The organism is Micromonospora sp. RTBAU3-60 (assembly GCF_054963695.1).
The window spans coordinates 16,162-37,066 of sequence record NZ_JBUEGB010000050.1 but is presented as its reverse complement, the minus strand read 5'-3'; the positions used below and the strand labels follow the sequence as shown (position 1 = coordinate 37,066).

Genomic DNA, 20,905 nt, shown 5'->3' with positions numbered 1-20,905 from the left:
TAGACGCTAGTTGAGTTGTGCCGCGCGGCACAAGAGTTGACTTCGAGTGCGCTCGAACTGGAAGCCTGGGGTGCGTGGACATCAGCACGCGGGAGATGAGCCTCACCGTGGGTGAGGCGGCGGAACGTGTCGGCCTGACCACCTACACGCTGCGCTGGTACGAGCAGGAGGGCCTGGTCGCCCCGGTGGGGCGGGACTCCTCGGGGCGTCGGCGCTACACCGAGGCCGACGTCAACTGGCTGTTCCTGCTCACCCGGCTGCGGCGGACCGGGATGCCGGTGCGGGACATGCGCCGCTACGCCGAGCTCGCCCGGCAGGGTGACCGGACGCTCGGCGCCCGGCGGGCGCTGTTCGAGGCGCACCGCGCCCGGGTGCTGGCCCGGATGGCCGAGCTGGAGGAGGACCTCAAGGTGCTCGACTACAAGATCGACGCGTATCGCAGGGCGGAGGAGGAACTGGCGTGATCCGGCGACGAGTGGGCGCGACCGGGCCGGAGGTCTCGGCGATCGGCCTGGGCTGCATGGGCATGAGCTTCGCGTACGGGGGCGCCGACGACGCCGAGTCGACGCGTACCCTGCACCGGGCCCTCGACCTGGGCGTCAACCACCTGGACACCGCCGACATGTACGGCTTCGGGGCGAACGAGCGGCTACTCGCCCCGGTGGTGCGGGCCCGCCGGGACGAGGTGTTCCTGGCCACCAAGTTCGGCAACCGCACCACCGGCCACAGCTTCGGCGGCACCGGCACCCCCGGCGCGTACGTGGACAGCAGCGCGGCCTGGGCGCGGCAGGCGTGTGACGCGTCGCTGGGCCGGCTCGGGGTGGACACCATCGACCTGTACTACCTGCACCGGCGCAACCCGGAGACCCCGATCGAGGAGACCGTCGGCGCGATGGCCGAGCTCGTTCGGGCCGGCAAGGTCCGGCTGATCGGCCTGTCCGAGGTCAGTCCGGCCACCCTGCGCGCCGCCCACGCGGTGCACCCGATCGCCGCCGTGCAGATCGAGTACTCCCTGTTCAGCCGGGACGTCGAGGGGGAGATGCTGGCCACCTGCCGGGAGCTGGGCGTGTCCCTGGTGGCGTACTCGCCGGTCGGGCGGGGCCTGCTCACCGGGACGATCACCAGCCGGGAGCAGCTCGCCGGCGACGACTGGCGGGCCGGGGCGCCGCGGTTCGCCGAGGGCAACCTGGACGCCAACCTCAAGCTGGTCGACCAGGTGCGGGCGATCGCCGGGGAGGCCGGCGCCACGCCGGCCCAGGTGGCGCTGGCCTGGCTGCTCGCCCAGGGGGACGACATCCTGCCCATCCCGGGCACCAAGCGGGTCCGCTACCTCGAGGAGAACGCGGCGGCGGCCGACCTTCGGCTCACCCCGGAGCAGTTGGCCCGGCTCGGCGAGGCGGTGCCGCCGGGCGCGGTCGCCGGAGAAAGGTACCCCGAGGCAGCAATGAGATTCATCGGTCGATAACTATCGCACCGGACATCCGGTCAGGCAGCGGTCATTGCGCCGAAGATCGGACGTCCGGCACCATGTCGCCGTGGGTCCCGCTCCGCTGCCCGAGTCCGGATTCCTCGACGACTGGGCCGTCCGCCTTCGGCAGGCCGCCGACCGGCCGGTCGTCGGCATCATGCTGCGCGGCAGTCACGCCCGCCGGGCCGCCACCGAGCACAGCGACGTGGACGTGGACGTGCTGGTCGTGGCCGACGAGGAGCGGACCGGCGACGAACCGGAGCGGCCGGCGGCCCCGGCGGCGGACCCGGCCGGGTCCGCCGCCGTCCCGTACGCGGCGCACCAGGCGTACCTGGCCGAGTTCGACGGCCGCCTCGTGCACGTGTCGGTGGCCGCCCGGGACGTCCGGTCCTGGGTGCGCCGGCTCGGCCAGCCGGCGGACTGGGCGTTCGGGCTGCCGGTCACCGCGCCGGCCCGGCTGATCTGGGCGGTGCCGGAGTGGCGGCGCCGGATCGACCTGCCGGTGCTCTGCCAGCCCGCCGACGAGCCGCGGCTGGAGGAATTGGTCGCCACCCTCGGCAAGGTCGCCGCCGCCCGGTCGGCCGACGACCCGTTGGGCGTCCGGCTCGCCGCCGCCGACCTGGCCCGGCTCTGCCCGTCCGTGCTGCGGCTGGTCAACCCGTCGGTCCGGGTGGTCTCCCGCCGGGACGCGCTCGACGCCGTGCTGGACCTCCCGGTCGCCCCGCCCGGCTACCGCGACGACATGCTGCTCTGCCTCGGGCTGCGCCCGGGTGCCGTCGGCGAGATCGGCGCGGCGGCCAGCCGGCTGGTCACCGGCATCGTCCCGCTGGTCCGCCCGTACGCCGAGGAGATCGCCGCGGCGGCCGGCGCGGACCTGGCGGACGCCCTGGCGGACGGCCGGCTGGACCGCTACCTGGGGCAGTTGACCCGCGCCCTCGGCGGGCCCGCGCCCGCCTCCCGGGACACGTCGACGGTGCCGGTGCCGCGTACGGGACAATGGCTCACTGTGCCCGCCTCTGACGCGCCGGTGACCGGCGCCCCCGCCAACTCCGGCGGCGCCGTGGCCCCCGGCCCGGCCCGACCGTCCCGGCTCGACCCGGCGATCGCCGCCCGGCTGCGCCGTACCCCCGACGGCCTGGTGGTCGCGGTGGTCCGCCAGTACGACTCGGGCGAGGTGCTGATGGTCGCCTGGATGGACGACGAGGCGCTGCACCGCACGCTGACCACCGGCCGGGCCACCTACTGGTCGCGCAGCCGCCAGGAATACTGGGTCAAGGGCGCCACCTCCGGCCACCACCAGTACGTCCGCTCAGTGGCGCTGGACTGTGACGGGGACGCCCTGCTGGTCAGCGTCGACCAGGTCGGCGCCGCCTGCCACACCGGCCACCGGACCTGCTTCTTCACCGAGCTGCCGGTCAGCTCCCCGGAGGCGACCTCATGACCGACGGCACGGTCAGCCCCGACCCGGCCGCCTTCGCCGACCTGGCGGCCCGCTGGCGGGTCGTCCCGGTCACCCGCCGGCTGCTCGCCGACGCGGAGACCCCGGTCGGTGTCTACCGCAAGCTGGCCGGCGGCCCGGGCACGTTCCTGCTGGAATCCGCCGAGCAGGGCGTCGGCTCGGCCGGCATGGCCTGGTCCCGCTACTCGTTCATCGGCGTACGCAGCAGCGCCACACTGACCGAGCGGGGCGGCGGGGCGCTCTGGGCCGGCGAGCCCCCGGCCGGTGTGCCGGCGTCCGGCGACCCGGTGACGGTGCTCCGCGAGACCGTCGCCGCCCTGGCCGGCCCGGCCTGGGACCCGGCCAGCGGCATGCCGCCGCTCACCGGCGGCATGGTCGGCTACCTCGGCTACGACCTGGTCCGCCGCTTCGAGCGGCTGCCCGAGCTGACCGAGGACGACCTCGACGTGCCCGAGCTGGGCATGATGCTCGCCACCGACCTGGTGGTGCTCGACCACTACGACGGCTCGGCGATCCTGGTCGCCAACGCGGTGCTGCCTCCGCTCGACGCGCCCGACCGGGAGGCCCTGGTGGCGGCGGCGTACCACCACGCGGTGGGGCGGCTGGACGCGATGACCACCGCGCTGTCCCGACCGATTCCGCCCATGATCTCGACGGTCGCCCGGCCGCCGGTCGGGGACGTGGTCAGCCGGACGGCCGAGGGCGGCTACCCGAAGGCGGTCGAGGCGGCCAAGGAGGCGATCCGGGCCGGCGAGTGCTTCCAGATCGTGCTCAGCCAGCGCTTCGAGCGGCCCACCCACGCCGACCCGCTGGACGTCTACCGGGTGCTGCGCACCACCAACCCCAGCCCGTACATGTACCTGCTGCGCTTCGACGGCTTCGACATCGTCGGCTCCTCGCCGGAGGCGCACCTCAAGGTGAGCACCGGCGCGGACGGGCGGCGGCGAGCGTTGCTGCACCCGATCGCCGGCACCCGGCCGCGCGGCGGCTCCCCGGAGGCGGACGCCCGGCTCGCCGCCGAGCTGCTCGCCGACCCTAAGGAGCGGGCCGAGCACGTCATGCTCGTCGACCTGGGCCGCAACGACCTGGGCCGGGTCTGCCGCCCGGGCACGGTCGAGGTGCCGGAGTTCGCCACCATCGAGCGGTACAGCCACGTCATGCACATCGTCTCCACGGTGGTGGGTGAGCTGCGGGCGGACCGCACCGCCTTCGACGCGCTCGCCGCGACCTTCCCCGCCGGCACCCTCTCCGGCGCGCCGAAGGTGCGGGCCATGGAGATCATCGAGGAGCTGGAGCCGGTCCGCCGGGCCCTCTACGGGGGCACCGTCGGCTACTTCGGCTTCGGCGGCGACCTGGACATGGCCATCGCCATCCGCACCGCGCTGATCCGCGAGGGCCGGGCGTACGTGCAGGCCGGGGCGGGGGTGGTGGCCGATTCTGATCCGGCCGCCGAGGAGCAGGAGACCCGGAACAAGGCCGCCGCCGTGCTCGCCGCGATCGCCGCCGCCGAGACCCTCCGGCCGGCCCGATGACCGCGCCGACCACCGGGTCGCCCACCGCACGGGGGCGGCGCGAGCTGACGTACGCGGTGCTGCTCTGCCTGGCCGGGGCGGGCCTGGCCTTCTGGGCGGTGACCCGGACCTGGTCGGTCGAGCTGACCACGCGGGGTTCGCTGCCGCCCACGCGGCACACCCGCACCGGTGCCGAGCTGCTGCCGTGGGCCTCGGCGCTGGCCCTGGTCGCGTTGGCCGGCGGTGGCGCGGTGCTGGCCACCCGGGGCCGGGTCCGGCGGCTGCTGGGCGGCCTGCTGGCCCTGGTCGGGCTGGCCGTGGCGGCCGGCGGCGGCTACGGCCTGACCGCGCTGGCCGGGGCGAGCCGGCAGTGGCCCGCGCTGGTGCTGGTCGGTGGGCTGGTCGCGGCCGCCGGCGGGCTGCTCACCGCGGCGCGGGGGGCGGGGTGGCCGGCGATGGGCGCCCGCTACGAGCGGCCGGTCCGTTCGGCGGAACCGTCCGGCCCGGAGCGGCCGGCGGTCGAGCGGGGCACCCGGGACGCCTGGGAGGCGCTGGACCGGGGCGAGGACCCGACGGTCAGCTGATCGGCTGGGTGTCCCGCGCGCCGCGCCGCTGGGTGGCCGCGGCGCGGGCGGCGGCCAGTTCGGCCACCAGGCGGTCCAGCTCCCGGCGCTGCGCGGCCCGGGCCCGGTCGGCGCAGACCGCCTCCCAGGCGTTGCCCCGGGCGGTCCGTATCCGGGCGTCGCCGATCACGGCGCGTTCCAGGGTGTGCACCACGCCGACGGCGAGCGAGGCGACGGTCCGGGAGATGGTGGTGAACCCGATGGTCTGGTGCGGCCCGTTGGCGCTCATGGTCACCCCGTACGAGATCGTTGGCGACGATTGGCAGCCGCCTCATCGAGTCTGCCCGAGGACGATGCTGCCGGGCCCACGTTTCGCCGTCGTGACGCCCGGGTCAACTGTCCGGCAGCCGGGGCGACCAGGGCAGGGTCGTCCGTCCTTGAGCTTGGTCACAGCATCGACGACCGTCACGGCCTGGCGGGTCAGTCGGCCGCGGCGGGATGAGGTATGGGCGACAATCGATGGGTGGGGGTGGCACAGCGTGACATCGCGTTCACCGCAAGTCGGCCATCATGCCACAGCCCATTTCGTGAGGAGCGCCATACCCCCCGGGACTTGTCTCCAAGTGGCGCCCCCTAGCATCGGCCCATGACACCCGGAGAGGGGAGTCCGTTGGTGACTGCTGAGCATGCGCACGCGGAGGGGGACGAAGCCGGTCCGGCGGCGCCCGCAAGCGTGCTCGACGAGATCCTGGCCGGCGTCCGCGAGGACGTGGCGCGGCGACAGGAGCAGGTTCCGCTGGAGCGCATCCGCGAGCTGGCCGCCGCCGCGCCGCCACCGCTGGACGCGTACGCGGCCCTGCGCCGGCCCGGCGTGGCGGTGATCGCCGAGGTGAAGCGCTCGTCGCCGTCCAAGGGGCGGCTGGCCGAGATCGCCGATCCCGCCGACCTGGCCGGCGAGTACGCGGCCGGCGGCGCCCGGGCGATCAGCGTGCTCACCGAGGGCCGCTGGTTCGGCGGGTCGCTCGACGACCTGGCCGCCGTGCGGGCCGCGGTGAACATCCCGGTGCTCCGCAAGGACTTCGTGGTCTCCAGCTACCAGGTGCACGAGGCGCGCGCGCACGGCGCCGACCTGGTGCTGCTGATCGTCGCCGCGCTGGAGCAGAACGTCCTCGTCGGGCTGCTGGAGCGGATCGAGTCGCTCGGCATGACCGCCTTGGTGGAGGTGCACACCGAGGAGGAGGCCGACCGGGCCCTGGAGGCCGGCGCGCAGGTGATCGGCGTCAACGCCCGTGACCTGCGTACCCTGGAGGTCGACCGCTCCGTCTTCGAGCGGATCGCGCCCGGTCTGCCGAGCAGCGTCGTCAAGATCGCCGAGTCCGGCGTGCGCGGCCCGCACGACCTCATCCGGTACGCCTCGGCCGGCGCCGACGCGGTCCTGGTCGGCGAGGGCCTGGTCACCCAGAAGAGCCCCCGCGAGGCGGTGGCCGAGCTGGTCAACGCCGGTAACCACCCGGCCACGCCCCGCCCGGTGCGCTGACCGCCGGGCCCCCACACGCAGCGAGAGGACACGCCGATGAGCGCCGACGCCGCAGCCCCGGCCGCCCAGGTACCCGACGCCGCCGGTCACTTCGGCCGGTTCGGCGGCCGGTTCGTCCCGGAGGCGCTGGTCGCGGCGCTCGACGAGCTGGACGCGGCGTACCGGAAGGCGATGACCGACGAGGCCTTCCGGGCCGAGTTCGACGGCCTGCTGCGCGGCTACGCGGGCACCCCGTCGCTGCTCTACCCGGCCACCCGGCTCTCCGCCCGGGCCGGGGCGCGGATCCTGCTCAAGCGGGAGGATCTCAACCACACCGGCGCGCACAAGGTCCGCAACGTGCTCGGCCAGGCGCTGCTCACCAAGCGGATGGGCAAGACCCGGGTGATCGCCGAGACCGGCGCCGGGCAGCACGGCGTGGCCACCGCCACCGCGGCCGCGCTGTTCGACCTCGAGTGCGTGGTCTACATGGGCGAGGTCGACACCCAGCGGCAGGCGCTCAACGTGGCCCGGATGCGGATGCTCGGCGCCACGGTCGTCCCGGTCACCACCGGCTCGCGGACGCTGAAGGACGCGATGAACGAGGCGATGCGGGACTGGGTCGCCAACGTCGACACCACGCACTACCTGATCGGCACGGCCGCCGGCCCGCACCCGTTCCCGGAGATGGTCCGGGACTTCGTGCGCGGCATCGGCGAGGAGGCCCGCCAGCAGTGCCTCGACCTGACCGGCGGGCTGCCGGACGCGGTCGCCGCCTGCGTCGGCGGCGGCTCCAACGCGCTCGGCATCTTCCACGCCTTCGTGCCCGACACCGGGGTGCGGCTGTACGGCTTCGAGGCCGGCGGCGAGGGCGTGGCGACCGGCCGGCACGCGGCCAGCATCACCGGCGGCTCCGCCGGGGTGCTGCACGGCACCCGGACGTACGTGCTGCAGGACGAGGACGGGCAGACGATCGAGTCGCACTCGATCTCGGCGGGCCTGGACTACCCGGGCGTCGGGCCGGAGCACGCGTGGCTGCACGACCAGGGCCGGGCCACGTACCTGCCGGTCGACGACGACGAGGCGATGGCCGCGTTCGAGCTGCTCTGCCGCACCGAGGGGATCATCCCGGCGATCGAGAGCTCGCACGCGCTCGCCGGCGCCCTGAAGATCGCTCCGCAGCTCGCCGCCGAGCTGGGCCGGGAGCCGGTCATCGTGGTCAACCTTTCCGGTCGGGGCGACAAGGACGTGCACACCGCCGGCCAGTACTTCGGCATCCTCGATAAGGAGTGAGAGCCATGAGCCGCATCGGGGTCGCCTTCGACAAGGCCCGCGCCGACGGGCGGGCCGTGCTGGTCGGCTGCATGCCGGCCGGGTTCCCGACCGTCGAGGGCAGCATCGCCGCGATGAAGGCCATGGTCGAGGCGGGCGTGGACGTCATCGAGGTGGAGATCCCGTACTCCGACCCGGTGATGGACGGCCCGGTCATCCAGCGGGCCAGCGACCTGGCCCTCGCCAACGGGGTGCGCACCGCCGACACCCTGCGCATCATCGAGGCGGTCGCGGCGACCGGCGCGCAGGTGGTCACCATGACCTACTGGAATCCGATCGAGCAGTACGGCGTCGACGCCTTCGCCCGTGACCTGGCCGCCGCCGGCGGCACCGGCCTGATCACCCCGGACCTCATCCCCGAGGAGGCCGGCGAGTGGCTGGCCGCCTCCGACGCGTACGGCCTGGACCGGACGTTCCTGGTCTCCCCCTCGTCCACGGACGCGCGGCTCAAGATGACCGTCGAGCACTGCCGCGGCTTCGTCTACGCCACGGCGCTGATGGGGGTCACCGGCGCCCGGTCGCAGACCTCCGCGGCGGCGCCGATCCTGGTTTCCCGGCTGCGCGAGGTCACCGACCTGCCGGTCGGCGTCGGGCTGGGCGTGGGGACCGGGGCGCAGGCCGGGACTGTCGCCGGGTACGCCGACGGGGTCATCGTCGGCAGCGCGCTGGTCCGCTGTGTGCTCGACGCCCCGGACCAGGCCACCGGGCTCGCCGCGCTGCGGACGCTCAGCGCCGAACTCGCCGAGGGCGTTCGCAACCCGGCGCGCTGAGCCCCGCTGAGCCGCCCCACCCGGTTGGGTTTGCGGTGTCGTTCGTGCCTGAGATTCGTCCCGGATTCGGGCAGGATGTCAGGTTTCTCGCCCCTGCCGGGGTGAGCTCGACAGGCCGGCGGGCGGAGCGACGGCATGCTCGCCGTCGACCGGCGCGCCCCCCGGTGCGCCTCGGGGGCCGGGCGGGACCGGATCCGGCCGCGCCTCCCGCAGCACCCCCGACCGGCCCGCGAGGGCGTCCGCCACGGCGGCCCGGGTGGTCGGGGTCAGCGCCTCGGGCAGCCCCTCCGGCGGATACCAGCACAGGTCGCCGCCGCCGACCGGAGTGGCGGCCGGGGCGTCGCCGCGTACCCGGGCGCGGAACACGTGCACCAGCACGTCCGGCAGGGCGCCGCAGCGGCCGGCCGGTGGCCGGGGCACGCCGGGCTCGCCGAGCCGGTAGAGGCCCACCAGGTCCACCAGGTCGACCGCCCAGCCGGTCTCCGCGCGGATCTCGCGTACGGCGGCGGCGAGTGGGCTCTCGTCGCGTCGGGGGCGGCCACCGGGCAGCGCCCAGCGCCGGCCGGGCCCGGACCGGCGGCAGAGCAGCACCCGTCCGGCCTGGTCGGTGACGACCGCGGCGACCGCCCAGGTGAGCACGCTCATGGACAAAGAGCCTACGACCGGGCAAAGCAGAAGTCATCCGAGCCGTCAAGCCGACGAACCGGGGTGCCGGGAGCGCGGTCCGCAGCGGTACCGTGTTCTCCCGTGACCCTCGCCCCGATGACCCCACTGGCGGCCCTGCCCAGCCCCAGCACCGCCGTCTGGCAGTTCGGACCGGTTCCGGTCCGGGCGTACGCGCTCTGCATCATTGTCGGCATCGTGCTGGCCTGCGTGGTTACCGAGCTCCGGCTGCGCCGGCGCGGCGTCGCCCCCGGCGCGGTGCTCGACATCGCCGTCTGGGCGGTGCCGACCGGCATCATCGGCGCCCGGATCTACCACGTGATCACCTCGCCCGAGAAATACTTCGGCGCCGGCGGTGAGCCGCTCAAGGCGTTCGCCATCTGGGAGGGCGGCCTCGGCATCTGGGGCGCCGTCGCCGGCGGCGCGCTCGGCGCCTGGATCGCCGCCCGGCAGCTCGGCATCCCGTTCGCGGTGGTGGCCGACGCACTGGCCCCGGGCCTGCCGCTGGCGCAGGCCGTCGGCCGCTTCGGCAACTGGTTCAACAACGAGCTCTACGGCGGCCGGACCAGCCTGCCCTGGGGGCTGCAGGTCCACGTGATGGACCCGGACCACCCCGGGCACGCGCTGCGCGACGACGCGGGCAACTCGGTCCTGCTGCCCGGGCTCTACCACCCGACCTTCCTGTACGAGGCGGTCTGGAACATCGGCGTCGCCGCCCTGGTCTTCTTCCTCGACCGCAAGCTGCGGCTCGGCCGGGGCCGCGCCTTCGCGCTCTATGTGATGGGCTACACGGCCGGCCGGTTCTGGATCGAGCTGATGCGCACCGACGAGGCCAACCACATCCTCGGCCTGCGGCTCAACGTCTGGACCGCGGCGCTGGTCTTCCTCGGCGCGCTGGCCTACTTCGTGCGCGTCCGCGGGCCCCGCGACTACCTGGTCCCGATCGGTGTCGCCGCCGCCCCGGAGCCGTCCACGGGTGGCGACGTGTCGCAGGTCGACCTCTCCGCGCGGGAGGCCGGGCCGCGGCAGGTCGCGCCGGAGGGCTACCGGGTGGTCAGCGAGCAGCAGTTCCGGGCGTACCAGGAGACCGGCGTCGTGCCGGAGGAGGAACCCGGCGGGGAGCCAGCAGCCGACGAGATCGCGGAGCCGGTCGCGGCCGGGGACGTTGCCGAGGTGACCGCGGCCGGGTCGGACGATGCCGCCGGTGACGCGGACCGGGCCGGTGCCACGGGCGCCCGCCCCGCCGACCGGGACAGCTGAGCGGGGGAGTCATGCGTACCGCGGTGGTGGTCGGCGCCGGCCTCGGCGGGCTGGCGGTGGCCGGCGTGCTGGCCCGCTCCGGGTGGCGGGTCACCCTCCTAGAACGGTCCGACCGGGTCCGTCCGGAGCCGACCGCCGTCGTGCTCTGGCCCAACGGGGTACGCGCGCTGCGCGCCCTCGGGCTCGGCGCCGGGCTGGACGCCATCGCCACCCCGCTGCCCGACGGCGGGATCCGCCGTCCCGACGGGCAGTGGCTGGTGCAGCCACGCCCCACCCCGGCCGAGCGGATGCCGGTCGTGGTGCACCGGGAGGACCTGCACGACGCGCTCATCGCCGGCCTCGGTGACCAGGTGGAGCTGCGCACCGGGGTGACCGTGCGGACGGTGCGGGCGGTTCGCGGGGAGCGCCCGGCGGTCGGCGACGGCCGGCAGACCGTGACCGCGGACCTGGTGGTGGCCGCCGACGGCACCGACAGCGAGATCCGCCGGCAGCTCGCCCCGGAGTCGGCGGTGGTGAGCTCGGGCTGCGCCGCCTGGCGGGCCGTGATCCCCTGGTTCCGCGCCCCGAAGCTGCCGGACGACCTGCCGGTGCCCGGGGAGACGCTGGGCGCTGGCTACCGCTTCGTGGCCGCCTCGCTCGGCGACCGGGGTGCCGCGGGCGCCTCCCGCCGGGGCGGCATCTACTGGGTGGCCACCGCCGCGGGGGCGCCCCGCCCGGAGCCGGCGGAGACCCAGCTCGCCCTGCTCAAGCGCTGGTACGCGGGCTGGCCGGCGCCGATCGCCGAGCTGCTCGACGCCACCGAGCCGGTCGATCTGGTGCAGCAGGAGATCCGCGAGCTACGGCCGCTGCCCCGGGCGTACGGCTTCCCGGCCGGGCCGGGCGGCCTGGTGCTGCTCGGCGACGCCGCGCACGCCATGCCCCCGCACCTCGGGCAGGGCGCCTGCCTCGCCTTCGAGGACGCGGCCACCCTCTCCGCGCTGCTGCGTGAGTCCCGGCTGCCCGACGCGGTGGCCGCGTACGACCGGCTGCGCCGGCCCCGCGCGGCGACCATGGTGCGGCAGACCCGCCGGATGTCGGCGGTCCTGCAGACCCGGGGCCGCCTGGCGCTGCGTGCCCGCGACGCCGCCCTCGGCACGATCAGCCCCCGGCTGCGCAACACGGCCGCCTCCGCCGCCGCCTCCTGGCACCCACCCGCCTGACCCCTCCCGGCGGACGGCCGGCGGGGTCAGCCGATCAGGGCGGCGGGCTCGGCGATGCAGGCGGTGCCGATGCGGCGGAAGCCGACCCGCAGGTAGACCCGGGCGATGTCCTCGCTGCCGGCGGAGAGGAAGATCAGGTCGGTGCCGGCGGCGCGCAGCTCGTGGGCGAGCGTGGCGGTCACCGCCGCGCCGAGGCCGCGCCGACGGGCCGCCGGCAGCGTGGCCACCCCGGCGATCTCCGCCACGTCGTCGACGCGCATCGCCATCCCGCTGGCCAACGCCCCCTGCTCGGGACTCTCGGCGAGCACCGAGATCCGCCGGCCGTCGGCGATCCGGGTGGCGTCCTCCTCCAGCGTGGCCACGTCCAGCCGGGAGACCGCGGCGTCCCGCTCGGCCGGGCCGGCGTCGCCGCGCGTGGTGCCGCCGTTGGAGAAGCCGACGGCCGCGACGGCCCGGCGCACCGCCACGTCCGCCGCGAAGCCCGGGTCCGCCGGGTCGAGGACCCGCACCGGTACGTCGCTGAGCGTGGCCGGGTCGGGCAGGCGCGCCGGGTCGAGCACCATCAGCGGCGCCTCCAGCACGGTCAGCCCGGCCGAGCGGGCCACCGCGAGCAGGTCCGGGGTGATCTCGTGCACCCACTCGAACGCCTCGGGCAGGCCCAGCTCCCGTTGCCGGGCCCGGACCGCGGTCACGTCGGCGAGCGAGGGTGGCGCGGTGGCGTCGAGCCGCGGGCGGGCGTAGAACGGCCATCCGGCGCCGTCCCGGACGAAGAGCACCAGAGCGCCGAATTCCTCGGTACGCGCCCCGTCCCGGGGCACCGCGTCGTAGAACCGCTCCAACCGGTCGAGCACGTCAGTGCGTACGACATCCACCGCGCGAGACTACACGTCCCACAGTCTGGAAGTGTGATCAATCTGAACTGGCCTTGCGCCGGAAGCCCTAACGTAGACTCAATAAAACCCACGTAGGGCCGACGTCGTCCCGACCATGATCCAACCTGAGTGACGACAGGAGGCCCGGTGGCCTTTCCGTACCCGCACACCCCGCAGCCGGCCCCCCACGCGACGGGGCTCTACGACCCCGCGTACGAGCACGACGCGTGCGGCGTGGCTTTCGTGGCCGACCTGCACGGCCGCCGGTCGCACCAGGTCGTCGCCAACGGCCTCGGCGCGCTCTGTCGGCTGGACCACCGGGGCGCCCGAGGCGCGGAGCACAACACCGGTGACGGCGCCGGCATCATGATCCAGGTGCCGGACGCGTTCCTGCGCGCGGTCGTCGACTTCTCGCTGCCGCCCGCCGGCCAGTACGCCACCGGCCTGGTCTTCCTGCCGGACGACGACGCGGCCGAGGCCCGGGCCCGCCAGGTGGTGGACAAGTACGCCCTGGTCGAGGGGGCCATCGTCCTCGGTTGGCGGGACGTCCCCACCGACCCGAGCGGCCTCGGCGAGACCGCCCTCGCCGCGCTGCCCCGGATCCGGCAGGTCTTCCTCGCCGCGCACCGGCTCACCGACTCGCCCGCAGGCCCGGCCGGGTCCCCGCTGACCGGGCTGGACCTGGACCGGGTGGCGTTCTGCGTCCGCAAGCAGGCCGAGCGGGAGAGCGCCGAGCGGGGCGTGCCCGCATACTTCCCGTCGCTGTCCGCGCGGACCATGGTCTGGAAGGGCATGCTCACCCCCGACCAGCTGCCGGCGTTCTACCCGGAGCTGACCGATGAGCGGGTGGTCAGCGCGGTCGCCCTGGTGCACTCGCGGTTCTCCACCAACACCTTCCCGTCGTGGCCGCTGGCCCACCCGTACCGGTTCATCGCGCACAACGGTGAGATCAACACGATCCGCGGCAATCGGAACTGGATGCAGGCCCGGGAGGCGCTGCTGCGCAGCGAGAACCTTCCCGGCAACATCCGCCGGGTCTTCCCGGTCTGCACCCCCGGCGCCTCCGACTCGGCCAACTTCGACGAGGTGCTCGAACTGCTGCACCTGGCCGGGCGGAGCCTGCCGCACGCGGTGCTCATGATGATCCCCGAGGCGTGGGAGAACGACCCGGACATGCGCGCCGACAAGCGCGCCTTCTACCGCTTCCACGCCAGCCTGATGGAGCCGTGGGACGGCCCCGCCTCGGTCGCCTTCACCGACGGCGAGATCGTCGGCGCGGTGCTGGACCGCAACGGGCTGCGCCCCGGCCGTTGGTGGCGCACCGCCGACGGCCTGGTCGTGCTGGGCAGCGAGGCCGGCGTGCTCGACCTCGACCCGGCCACCGTGGTCGCCAAGGGCCGCCTCCAGCCGGGGAAGATGTTCCTGGTCGACACGGTCAACGGCCGCATCGTCCAGGACGACGAGATCAAGGCCGAGCTGGCCGCCGCCCAGCCGTACGACGAGTGGCTGCACGCCGGCCTGATCGAGCTGGACGAGCTGCCGCCGCGCGAGCACATCGTCTACACCCACGACTCGGTCCGCCGCCGGCAGCAGACCTTCGGCTACACCGAGGAGGAGCTGAAGATCCTGCTCGCCCCGATGGCCCGCGCCGGCGCGGAGCCGATCGGCTCGATGGGCACGGACACCCCCATCTCGCCGCTGTCCACCCGGCCGCGGCTGCTCTACGACTACTTCCACCAGCTCTTCGCCCAGGTCACCAACCCGCCGCTGGACGCCATCCGGGAGGAACTGGTGACCAGCCTGGCGTCCACCATCGGCCCGGAGGGCAACCTGCTCGACCCGGGCCCGGCGAGCTGCCGGCAGATCGTGCTGCCCTACCCGGTGATCGACAACGACGAGCTGGCCAAGATCCTGTCCATCGACGAGGACGGCGACCTGCCCGGGTTCAAGGCGGTCCGGGTCTCCGGCCTGTACCGGGTCCGCGACGGCGGCGCCGGGATCAAGGCGCGGCTGACCGAGATCTGCCGGCACGTCTCCGAGGCGATCGAGGACGGCGTCCGCATCCTGGTGCTCTCCGACCGGGACTCCAACGCCGACCTCGCCCCGATCCCGTCGCTGCTGCTCACCGCGGCGGTGCACCAGCACCTGGTACGCGAGCAGACGCGTACCCAGGTGGCGCTGATCGTGGAGTCCGGCGACTGCCGCGAGGTGCACCACGCGGCCGTGCTGATCGGCTACGGCGCGGCGGCGGTCAACCCGTACCTGGCCTTCGAGTCGGTGGAGGACATGATCTCCACGGGCGCGCTGGTCGGCGTCGACCCGGAGAAGGCGGTCCGCAACTACGTCAAGGCGCTCGGCAAGGGCGTCCTGAAGATCATGTCGAAGATGGGCATCTCGACGGTGTCGTCGTACTGCGGCGCCCAGGTGTTCGAGGCCGTCGGCCTGGACACCCGCCTGGTCGAGCGCTACTTCCGGGGCACCCCGAGCACGATCAGCGGCATCGGGCTGCACGAGATCCACGCCGAGGTGGCCGCCCGGCACGCCCTGGCCTGGCCGGCCCCCGGCGCGCAGCCGTCCGACCGGCTGGAGGTCGGCGGCGAATACCAGTGGCGCCGCGAGGGCGAGCTGCACCTGTTCAACCCGGAGACGGTCTTCCTGCTCCAGCACGCCACCCGCAGCCGCCAGTACGACGTCTTCCGGCGGTACACCGCCAAGGTCGACGAGCTGGCCGCCCAGGCGGGCTCGCTGCGCGGCCTGTTCACCCTGCGCACCGGCGTACGCCCGCCGGTGCCGCTGGACGAGGTGGAGCCGGCCAGCGAGATCGTCAAGCGGTTCGCCACCGGCGCGATGTCGTACGGGTCGATTTCGGCGGAGGCGCACGAGACCCTCGCCATCGCGATGAACCGGCTCGGCGGCAAGTCCAACACCGGCGAGGGCGGCGAGGACGTCGACCGGCTGCACGACCCGCGGCGCCGCTCGGCGGTCAAGCAGATCGCCAGCGGGCGCTTCGGCGTGACGAGTGAATACCTGGTCAACGCCGACGACCTCCAGATCAAGATGGCCCAGGGGGCGAAGCCCGGCGAGGGCGGCCAGCTCCCCGGCAACAAGGTCTGGCCGTGGATCGCGCGTACCCGGCACGCCACCCCGGGCGTCGGTCTGATCTCCCCGCCGCCGCACCACGACATCTACTCCATCGAGGACCTGGCCCAACTGGTGCACGACCTCAAGTGCGTCAACCCGGCCGCCCGGGTGCACGTCAAGCTGGTCAGCGAGGTCGGGGTGGGCACGGTCGCGGCCGGCGTGGCCAAGCTCAAGGCCGACGTCATCCTGATCTCCGGGCACGACGGCGGCACCGGCGCGTCCCCGCTCAACTCGCTCAAGCACGCCGGCACCCCGTGGGAGCTGGGGCTGGCCGAGGCGCAGCAGACGCTGCTGCTCAACAAGCTCCGCGACCGGGTCACCGTGCAGGTCGACGGCCAGCTCAAGACCGGCCGGGACGTGCTGATCGCGGCGCTGCTCGGCGCGGAGGAGTTCGGCTTCGCCACCGCCCCGCTGATCGTCGAGGGCTGCGTGATGATGCGGGTCTGCCACCTGGACACCTGCCCGGTGGGCATCGCCACCCAGAACCCGGTGCTGCGCGAGCGCTTCACCGGCAAGCCGGAGTTCGTGGAGAACTTCTTCCTCTTCCTCGCCGAGGAGGTCCGGGGATACCTCGCCGAGCTGGGCTTCCGCAGCATCGACGAGGCGATCGGGCACACCGAGCTGCTCGACGTCACCGGCGCCATCGACCACTGGAAGGGACACGGGCTCGATCTCAGCCGCGTCCTGCACCTGCCCGAGCTGCCCGAGGGCGCGGCCCGGCGGGGCGTCCGGGCCCAGGACCACGGCCTGGCGGCAGCCCTGGACAACCAGCTCATCGCCCTGGCCGAGCCGGCGCTGCGGGCGGAGGCGGCCGGCGCCGAGGCGCGGGACGCCGGCGTCACGCCGGTCCGGGTCGAGGTGGCGGTCCGCAACGAGCACCGCAGCGTCGGCGCGATGCTGGGCGGCGAGGTGACCCGCCGGTTCGGCGGGGCGGGTCTGCCCACCGACACGATCGAGTTCCTGCTGCGCGGCACCGCCGGCCAGTCGTTCGGCGCGTTCCTGCCGCGCGGGGTCACCCTGCGCCTGCACGGCGACGCCAACGACTACCTCGGCAAGGGCCTGTCCGGCGGCCGGATCATCGTCCGCCCGGATGCGGCGGCGCCGTTCGTGGACGACGCGGCCAGGCCGGGGGAGCGGGCCGAGGACCAGATCATCGCCGGCAACACCCTGCTCTACGGGGCCACCGACGGGGAGGTGTTCCTGCGTGGCCGGGTCGGCGAGCGGTTCGCGGTGCGCAACTCCGGCGCGGTGGCGGTCGTCGAGGGCGTCGGCGACCACGGCTGCGAGTACATGACCGGCGGCACGGTGGTGGTGCTCGGCCCGACCGGCCGTAACTTCGCCGCCGGCATGTCCGGCGGCGCGGCGTTCGTGCACCGGCTCGACCGGAGGCTGGTCAATCCGGAGCTGGTCGACCTGTCGCCGCTGCGTGACGAGGAGCGGCACCTGCTGCACGAGCTGGTGCAGCGGCACTTCGCGGAGACCGACTCGGCGGTCGCGGCGGAGCTGCTCAAGCGCTGGCCGGAGGCGGTGGAGGAGTTCACCGCGGTGGTGCCCCGGGACTACCGCCGGGTGCTGGAGATCATGCGGGCCGCCGAAGCCGCCGGCCGTGACGTCGACGACGCGGTGATGAGCGCCCTCGCCGCGCCGGTGCCGCCCGCCCCGCGGGCGGCCGCCCAGGAGGTGGCTCGTGCCTGACCCGAACGGTTTCCTGCGCTACGACCGGCGGCTGCCCGCCCGCCGCCCGGTGCCGGTGCGGATCATGGACTGGCGGGAGGTGTACCCGCCGGCCGGCGAGGAGCTGATCCGCGAGCAGGCGACCCGGTGCATGGACTGCGGCATCCCGTTCTGCCACGACGGCTGCCCGCTGGGCAACCGCATCCCGGACTGGAATGACCTGGTCCGGACCGGCAACTGGGACGCCGCGGTGGAGTCGCTGCACGCCACCAACAACTTCCCCGAGTTCACCGGACGGCTCTGCCCGGCGCCGTGCGAGGCGGCGTGCGTGCTCGGCCTCGGCGGCCAGCAGCCGGTCACCATCAAGCAGGTCGAGGTGGAGATCGCCGACGCGGCGGCCCGCGGCGGGCTGCGCCCGCGGCCGGTGCCGGCGCCGACCGGGAAGTCGGTCGCCGTGGTCGGCTCCGGGCCCGCCGGACTCGCCGCCGCCCAGCAGCTCGCCCGCGCCGGGCACGCCGTGACCGTGTACGAGCGGGACGACGCGCTGGGCGGCCTGCTCCGGTACGGCATTCCCGACTTCAAGCTGGAGAAGCAACACATCGACCGGCGGCTGGCCCAGCTCGCCGCCGAGGGGGTGCGCTTCCGCACCGGGGTGAACGTCGGCGTCGACGTGACCGCCGAGCAGTTGCGCGCCGAGCACGACGCGGTGCTGCTCGCCTGCGGCGCGTTGCAGGGCCGGGACGTCCCCGAGACGCCGGGCCGGCAGCTGCGCGGCGTACACCAGGCGATGACGCACCTGGTGGCCGCCAACCGCGCGGTCGCCGCGGCGGCTGCCGGCCAGCCCGGCGGTGCGGCGGCGGGCGACGGGGGCCGACCGGCCCCGGCCACGCTGCCGGACGGTACGCCGATCGACGCGGCCGGCAGGCACGTGGTGATCATCGGCGGGGGCGACACGGCCGCGGACTGCCTCGGCGTGGCCCACCGGCAGGGGGCGGCCGGCGTGCACCAGCTCGACCTCTACCCGGAGCCCCCGGCCAGCCGGGACGCCGCCCGGGACCCGTGGCCCACCTGGCCGTGGATCCTGCGCAGCTACCCGGCCCACGAGGAGGGCGGCGAGCGGGTCTTCGCGGTGGCGGTGCAGGAGTTCGTCGACGACGGCACCGGCCAGGTCAGGGCGGTACGGATCGCCGAGGTGACGGTGGAGAAGCGGGACGGCCGACGGATCGTCACCGCGCTGCCCGGCTCCGAGCGGGAGCTGCCGGCCGACCTGGTGCTGCTGGCCATCGGCTTCGAGGGGACCGAGGAGCAGCCGCTGCTGGCCCAGCTCGGGGTGAGCCGCAACGCCCGCGGCGCGGTCGACGCCCGCGCCGACTGGCAGACCGACGCCGACGGGGTCTTCGTCGCCGGGGACATGCACCGGGGCGCCTCGTTGATCGTCTGGGCGATCGCCGAGGGGCGGGCCGCCGCCGCCGCGATCCACGCGTACCTCGGTGGGGTGGGCGAGCTGCCCGCGCCGGTGGACCCGGCCCGGCAGCCGCTCGCCGCCCGCTGATCCACCCCGGTCAGCCGTCTGCGGTCCGGGCCGAGCCGGCCGGATCGCAGATTCCGGAAACGCTCATCCGGTTCCCAGCGGGCTGCGCCCCGAACTCGGGGCGCAGCCCGTGAAACGCCTCACGAACAGCGGCAATGAGGTTTAGCCGAGGTCAGACTTGGCGACTGGCCGGACCTGCGGGGTCCGGCTTTCGTCGTGTCACCCACTGGACGGGGAAATCCTCATGGCCCTCGGCGCCACGTTCGCCGCGCTGCGCCACCGCAACTACCGGATCTGGGCCGCCGCCGGGTTCGTGTCGGTCATCGGGACCTGGATGCAGGTTCTGGGCGTCAACTGGTACGTGCTGGCGGAGACCCGATCCGCCACCTCCATGGGGCTCACCGTCCTGCTGCAGGCGCTGCCCAGCCTGGTGCTCAGCGTCTGGGGCGGCGCGCTGGCCGACCGGCTGCCCGCCAAGCCGCTGCTGATCGGCGCCCAGGCCGCCCACGCGCTGCTCGCCGCCGGGCTGGCCCTGGTCGCCGTCACCGGCACCGGCGGCCTGCCGGCCATCTACGCGATCTCCCTGGTCACCGGTGCGGTGTCGGCGATCGAGGGCCCGGTGATGGGCCGCTGGTGCTCGACCCTGGTGGACCGGGAGAGCCTCGGCAACGCGCTCGCCCTCGGCTCGCTCACCAACTCCGCCGGCCGCATCCTCGGCATGAGCGTCGGCGCCGTCGTGGTCGCCGCCGTCGGCCCCGCGCTGCTCTTCGCGATCAACTCCGCCAGCTTCGTCGCGGTCGTGGCGGCCCTGTTCGCCGTACGCGAGGGGGAGCGGCACACCGGTGCGGCGGAAGCGGCCGACGCGCCGCCGGCGGACGGCGGCATCCGGGCCGGTTTCCGGTATCTGCTACGGCAGCCGGTGGTGCTGGTGGCCCTGGCGCTGTCCTTCGTGCTCGGCAGCCTGGGCCGCAACTACCAGGTGACCATGGCCGCGATGAGCGACGGGCCGCTGCGCGGCGGCGCCTCCGGCTACGGCTTCCTCTCCACCGTCTTCGCGGTCGGGACGGTGCTCGGCGCGCTGGTCGCGGCCCGCCGCCGGGAACTCGGCTACCGGGTGCTGGTGGGGGCCGGCCTGCTGGCCAGCGCCCTGCAGATCGTCGCCGGGCTGGCCCCCGGCACGCTGAGCTTCGCCGCGGTGATCCTGCCGGTGGCAGCGGCGGCCGTGATCATCGACACCACGGTCGGCGCCCGCGCGCAGCTCGACACCGACTACGCCATGCGGGGCCGGGTGCTGGCCGCCCTCGCGGTCACCGGCTCGATCTCCGCGGCCGTCGGCGCGCCCCTGCTCGGCTGGCTCTCCGAGCACGCCGGACCCCGGCAGACCCTGGTGCTGGCCGGCGCCCTCACCACCGTTGCCACCCTCGCGGCCGGGGTGGCCCTCGACCGGCTCCGGGAGCGGCGACTGCGCCGTCGGCTCACCCTGGTGCTCGCCGCGCCGGCCGTGCGCCGCCGGGTCGCGGCCACCGCCGCCCGCGTCGTCCGCCCGGCGGGCGTCGCGGCCGGCGCCGTGTCCTCGACGGGTGCTGCGGCGGGCGGGTCCCCGGCGGGCGCCGTGGTCGGCGCCGTGTCCGCCACGGGCGCTACGGCCAGCGGGTCGCTGGCGGGCTCCGTGGTCGGTGCCGTGTCCCCCACGGGCGCAGGTGTTTCCCCGGACGCCGTCGGCGCCGGCCGCCCGGTGGCCGCCGACGGCCCGCGCCCGGTCCCGGTGCCCCGCCCGGCGGGGCTGCGCCTGGGCGGTACGCGGTTCGCCCGACTGCGCCCTGCCGGGCGGCTCGCGGCCGGCGGGGCGCTCCGCCCGGCCCGCGAGTGCGCGGCCTGCGCGCCGCACCGGTCGCGGCGCCGGTCCCGGGCGACGGTCCACGCGGCCGACTGCGCCCTCGCCGGCTGAC

General features: G+C 74.9%; 16 protein-coding genes and 1 pseudogene. 14 read left to right on the top strand and 3 right to left on the bottom strand.

From position 1 onward, the window contains the following. Nucleotides 1-74: 74 nt before the first annotated feature. The 6 genes and pseudogenes from ACY34I_RS30490 to ACY34I_RS30465 all read left to right on the top strand — a co-directional run bounded on the left by ACY34I_RS30490 (nucleotide 75) and on the right by ACY34I_RS30465 (nucleotide 5,022). Entirely contained in the window at nucleotides 75-464 is a 390-nt protein-coding gene (locus ACY34I_RS30490; RefSeq protein ID WP_148796639.1) for a MerR family transcriptional regulator, read from the top strand. After that, the gene (locus ACY34I_RS30485) at nucleotides 461-1,465 is read left to right on the top strand and encodes an aldo/keto reductase (protein WP_462758508.1); all 1,005 of its coding nucleotides are present in this window, start codon (nucleotides 461-463) and stop codon (nucleotides 1,463-1,465) included. Before ACY34I_RS30490 ends, ACY34I_RS30485 begins: the two co-directional genes overlap by 4 nt. Before the next feature lie 160 nt (nucleotides 1,466-1,625). Continuing rightward, nucleotides 1,626-2,294: pseudogene (locus ACY34I_RS30480) on the top strand (phosphoribosyl-AMP cyclohydrolase); the annotation flags it as partial. Nucleotides 2,295-2,474: 180 nt separating this feature from the next. Next, complete coding sequence (hisI, locus tag ACY34I_RS30475) at nucleotides 2,475-2,909, top strand: phosphoribosyl-AMP cyclohydrolase (protein WP_462758516.1); 435 nt, start codon at nucleotides 2,475-2,477, stop codon at nucleotides 2,907-2,909. After that, entirely contained in the window at nucleotides 2,906-4,459 is a 1,554-nt protein-coding gene (locus tag ACY34I_RS30470) for an anthranilate synthase component I (RefSeq protein WP_462758507.1), read from the top strand. Before hisI ends, ACY34I_RS30470 begins: the two co-directional genes overlap by 4 nt. Then, the gene (locus ACY34I_RS30465; RefSeq protein ID WP_462758505.1) at nucleotides 4,456-5,022 is read left to right on the top strand and encodes a Trp biosynthesis-associated membrane protein; all 567 of its coding nucleotides are present in this window, start codon (nucleotides 4,456-4,458) and stop codon (nucleotides 5,020-5,022) included. The genes ACY34I_RS30470 and ACY34I_RS30465 overlap by 4 nt, the downstream gene beginning before the upstream one ends. On the opposite strand, the gene ACY34I_RS30460 is transcribed toward ACY34I_RS30465, so the two are convergent. Continuing rightward, on the bottom strand, nucleotides 5,015-5,290 hold the full coding sequence (locus ACY34I_RS30460; protein ID WP_462758504.1) for a hypothetical protein: 276 nt from the start codon (nucleotides 5,288-5,290) through the stop codon (nucleotides 5,015-5,017). The genes ACY34I_RS30465 and ACY34I_RS30460 overlap by 8 nt on opposite strands. A 444-nt stretch (nucleotides 5,291-5,734) precedes the next feature. On the opposite strand from ACY34I_RS30460, the gene trpC reads away from it, so the two are divergent. From trpC to trpA, 3 genes are read left to right on the top strand one after another with little or no spacing between them, the layout of a single operon-like run. Continuing rightward, nucleotides 5,735-6,538, top strand: a complete 804-nt coding sequence (trpC, locus tag ACY34I_RS30455; RefSeq protein WP_187413470.1) for an indole-3-glycerol phosphate synthase TrpC — start codon at nucleotides 5,735-5,737, stop codon at nucleotides 6,536-6,538. Between the two features lie 36 nt (nucleotides 6,539-6,574). Continuing rightward, a complete protein-coding gene (gene trpB, locus ACY34I_RS30450) occupies nucleotides 6,575-7,807 on the top strand; it encodes a tryptophan synthase subunit beta (protein WP_462758503.1) in 1,233 nt (410 codons plus the stop codon). Between the two features lie 5 nt (nucleotides 7,808-7,812). Further along, nucleotides 7,813-8,616, top strand: coding sequence for a tryptophan synthase subunit alpha (gene trpA / locus ACY34I_RS30445; RefSeq protein WP_462758502.1), 804 nt, complete (start codon nucleotides 7,813-7,815; stop codon nucleotides 8,614-8,616). A gap of 78 nt (nucleotides 8,617-8,694) precedes the next feature. On the opposite strand, the gene ACY34I_RS30440 is transcribed toward trpA, so the two are convergent. Then, the gene (locus tag ACY34I_RS30440) at nucleotides 8,695-9,261 is read right to left on the bottom strand and encodes an NUDIX hydrolase (protein WP_462758501.1); all 567 of its coding nucleotides are present in this window, start codon (nucleotides 9,259-9,261) and stop codon (nucleotides 8,695-8,697) included. Nucleotides 9,262-9,363: 102 nt separating this feature from the next. On the opposite strand from ACY34I_RS30440, the gene lgt reads away from it, so the two are divergent. Then, on the top strand, nucleotides 9,364-10,539 hold the full coding sequence (gene lgt / locus ACY34I_RS30435) for a prolipoprotein diacylglyceryl transferase (RefSeq protein WP_462758500.1): 1,176 nt from the start codon (nucleotides 9,364-9,366) through the stop codon (nucleotides 10,537-10,539). Between the two features lie 11 nt (nucleotides 10,540-10,550). Beyond that, on the top strand, nucleotides 10,551-11,738 hold the full coding sequence (locus tag ACY34I_RS30430; RefSeq protein ID WP_462758499.1) for an FAD-dependent oxidoreductase: 1,188 nt from the start codon (nucleotides 10,551-10,553) through the stop codon (nucleotides 11,736-11,738). 26 nt (nucleotides 11,739-11,764) lie between these two features. Here the strand turns inward: ACY34I_RS30430 and ACY34I_RS30425 are convergent, their stop codons facing one another. Next, nucleotides 11,765-12,610 carry a GNAT family N-acetyltransferase gene (locus ACY34I_RS30425; RefSeq protein ID WP_148796663.1) on the bottom strand — a complete coding sequence of 282 codons (846 nt, stop codon included), beginning with the start codon at nucleotides 12,608-12,610 and terminating at the stop codon, nucleotides 11,765-11,767. A 147-nt stretch (nucleotides 12,611-12,757) separates the two neighbouring features. On the opposite strand from ACY34I_RS30425, the gene gltB reads away from it, so the two are divergent. The 3 genes from gltB to ACY34I_RS30410 all read left to right on the top strand — a co-directional run bounded on the left by gltB (nucleotide 12,758) and on the right by ACY34I_RS30410 (nucleotide 20,904). Next, nucleotides 12,758-17,446 (top strand): glutamate synthase large subunit, encoded by a 4,689-nt coding sequence (gene gltB / locus ACY34I_RS30420; protein WP_462758497.1) that lies wholly within the window; start codon nucleotides 12,758-12,760, stop codon nucleotides 17,444-17,446. Beyond that, entirely contained in the window at nucleotides 17,439-18,977 is a 1,539-nt protein-coding gene (locus tag ACY34I_RS30415) for a glutamate synthase subunit beta (protein WP_462758496.1), read from the top strand. The genes gltB and ACY34I_RS30415 overlap by 8 nt, the downstream gene beginning before the upstream one ends. Nucleotides 18,978-19,200: 223 nt before the next feature. Further along, complete coding sequence (locus tag ACY34I_RS30410; protein WP_462758495.1) at nucleotides 19,201-20,904, top strand: MFS transporter; 1,704 nt, start codon at nucleotides 19,201-19,203, stop codon at nucleotides 20,902-20,904. Nucleotide 20,905 lies beyond the last annotated feature (1 nt).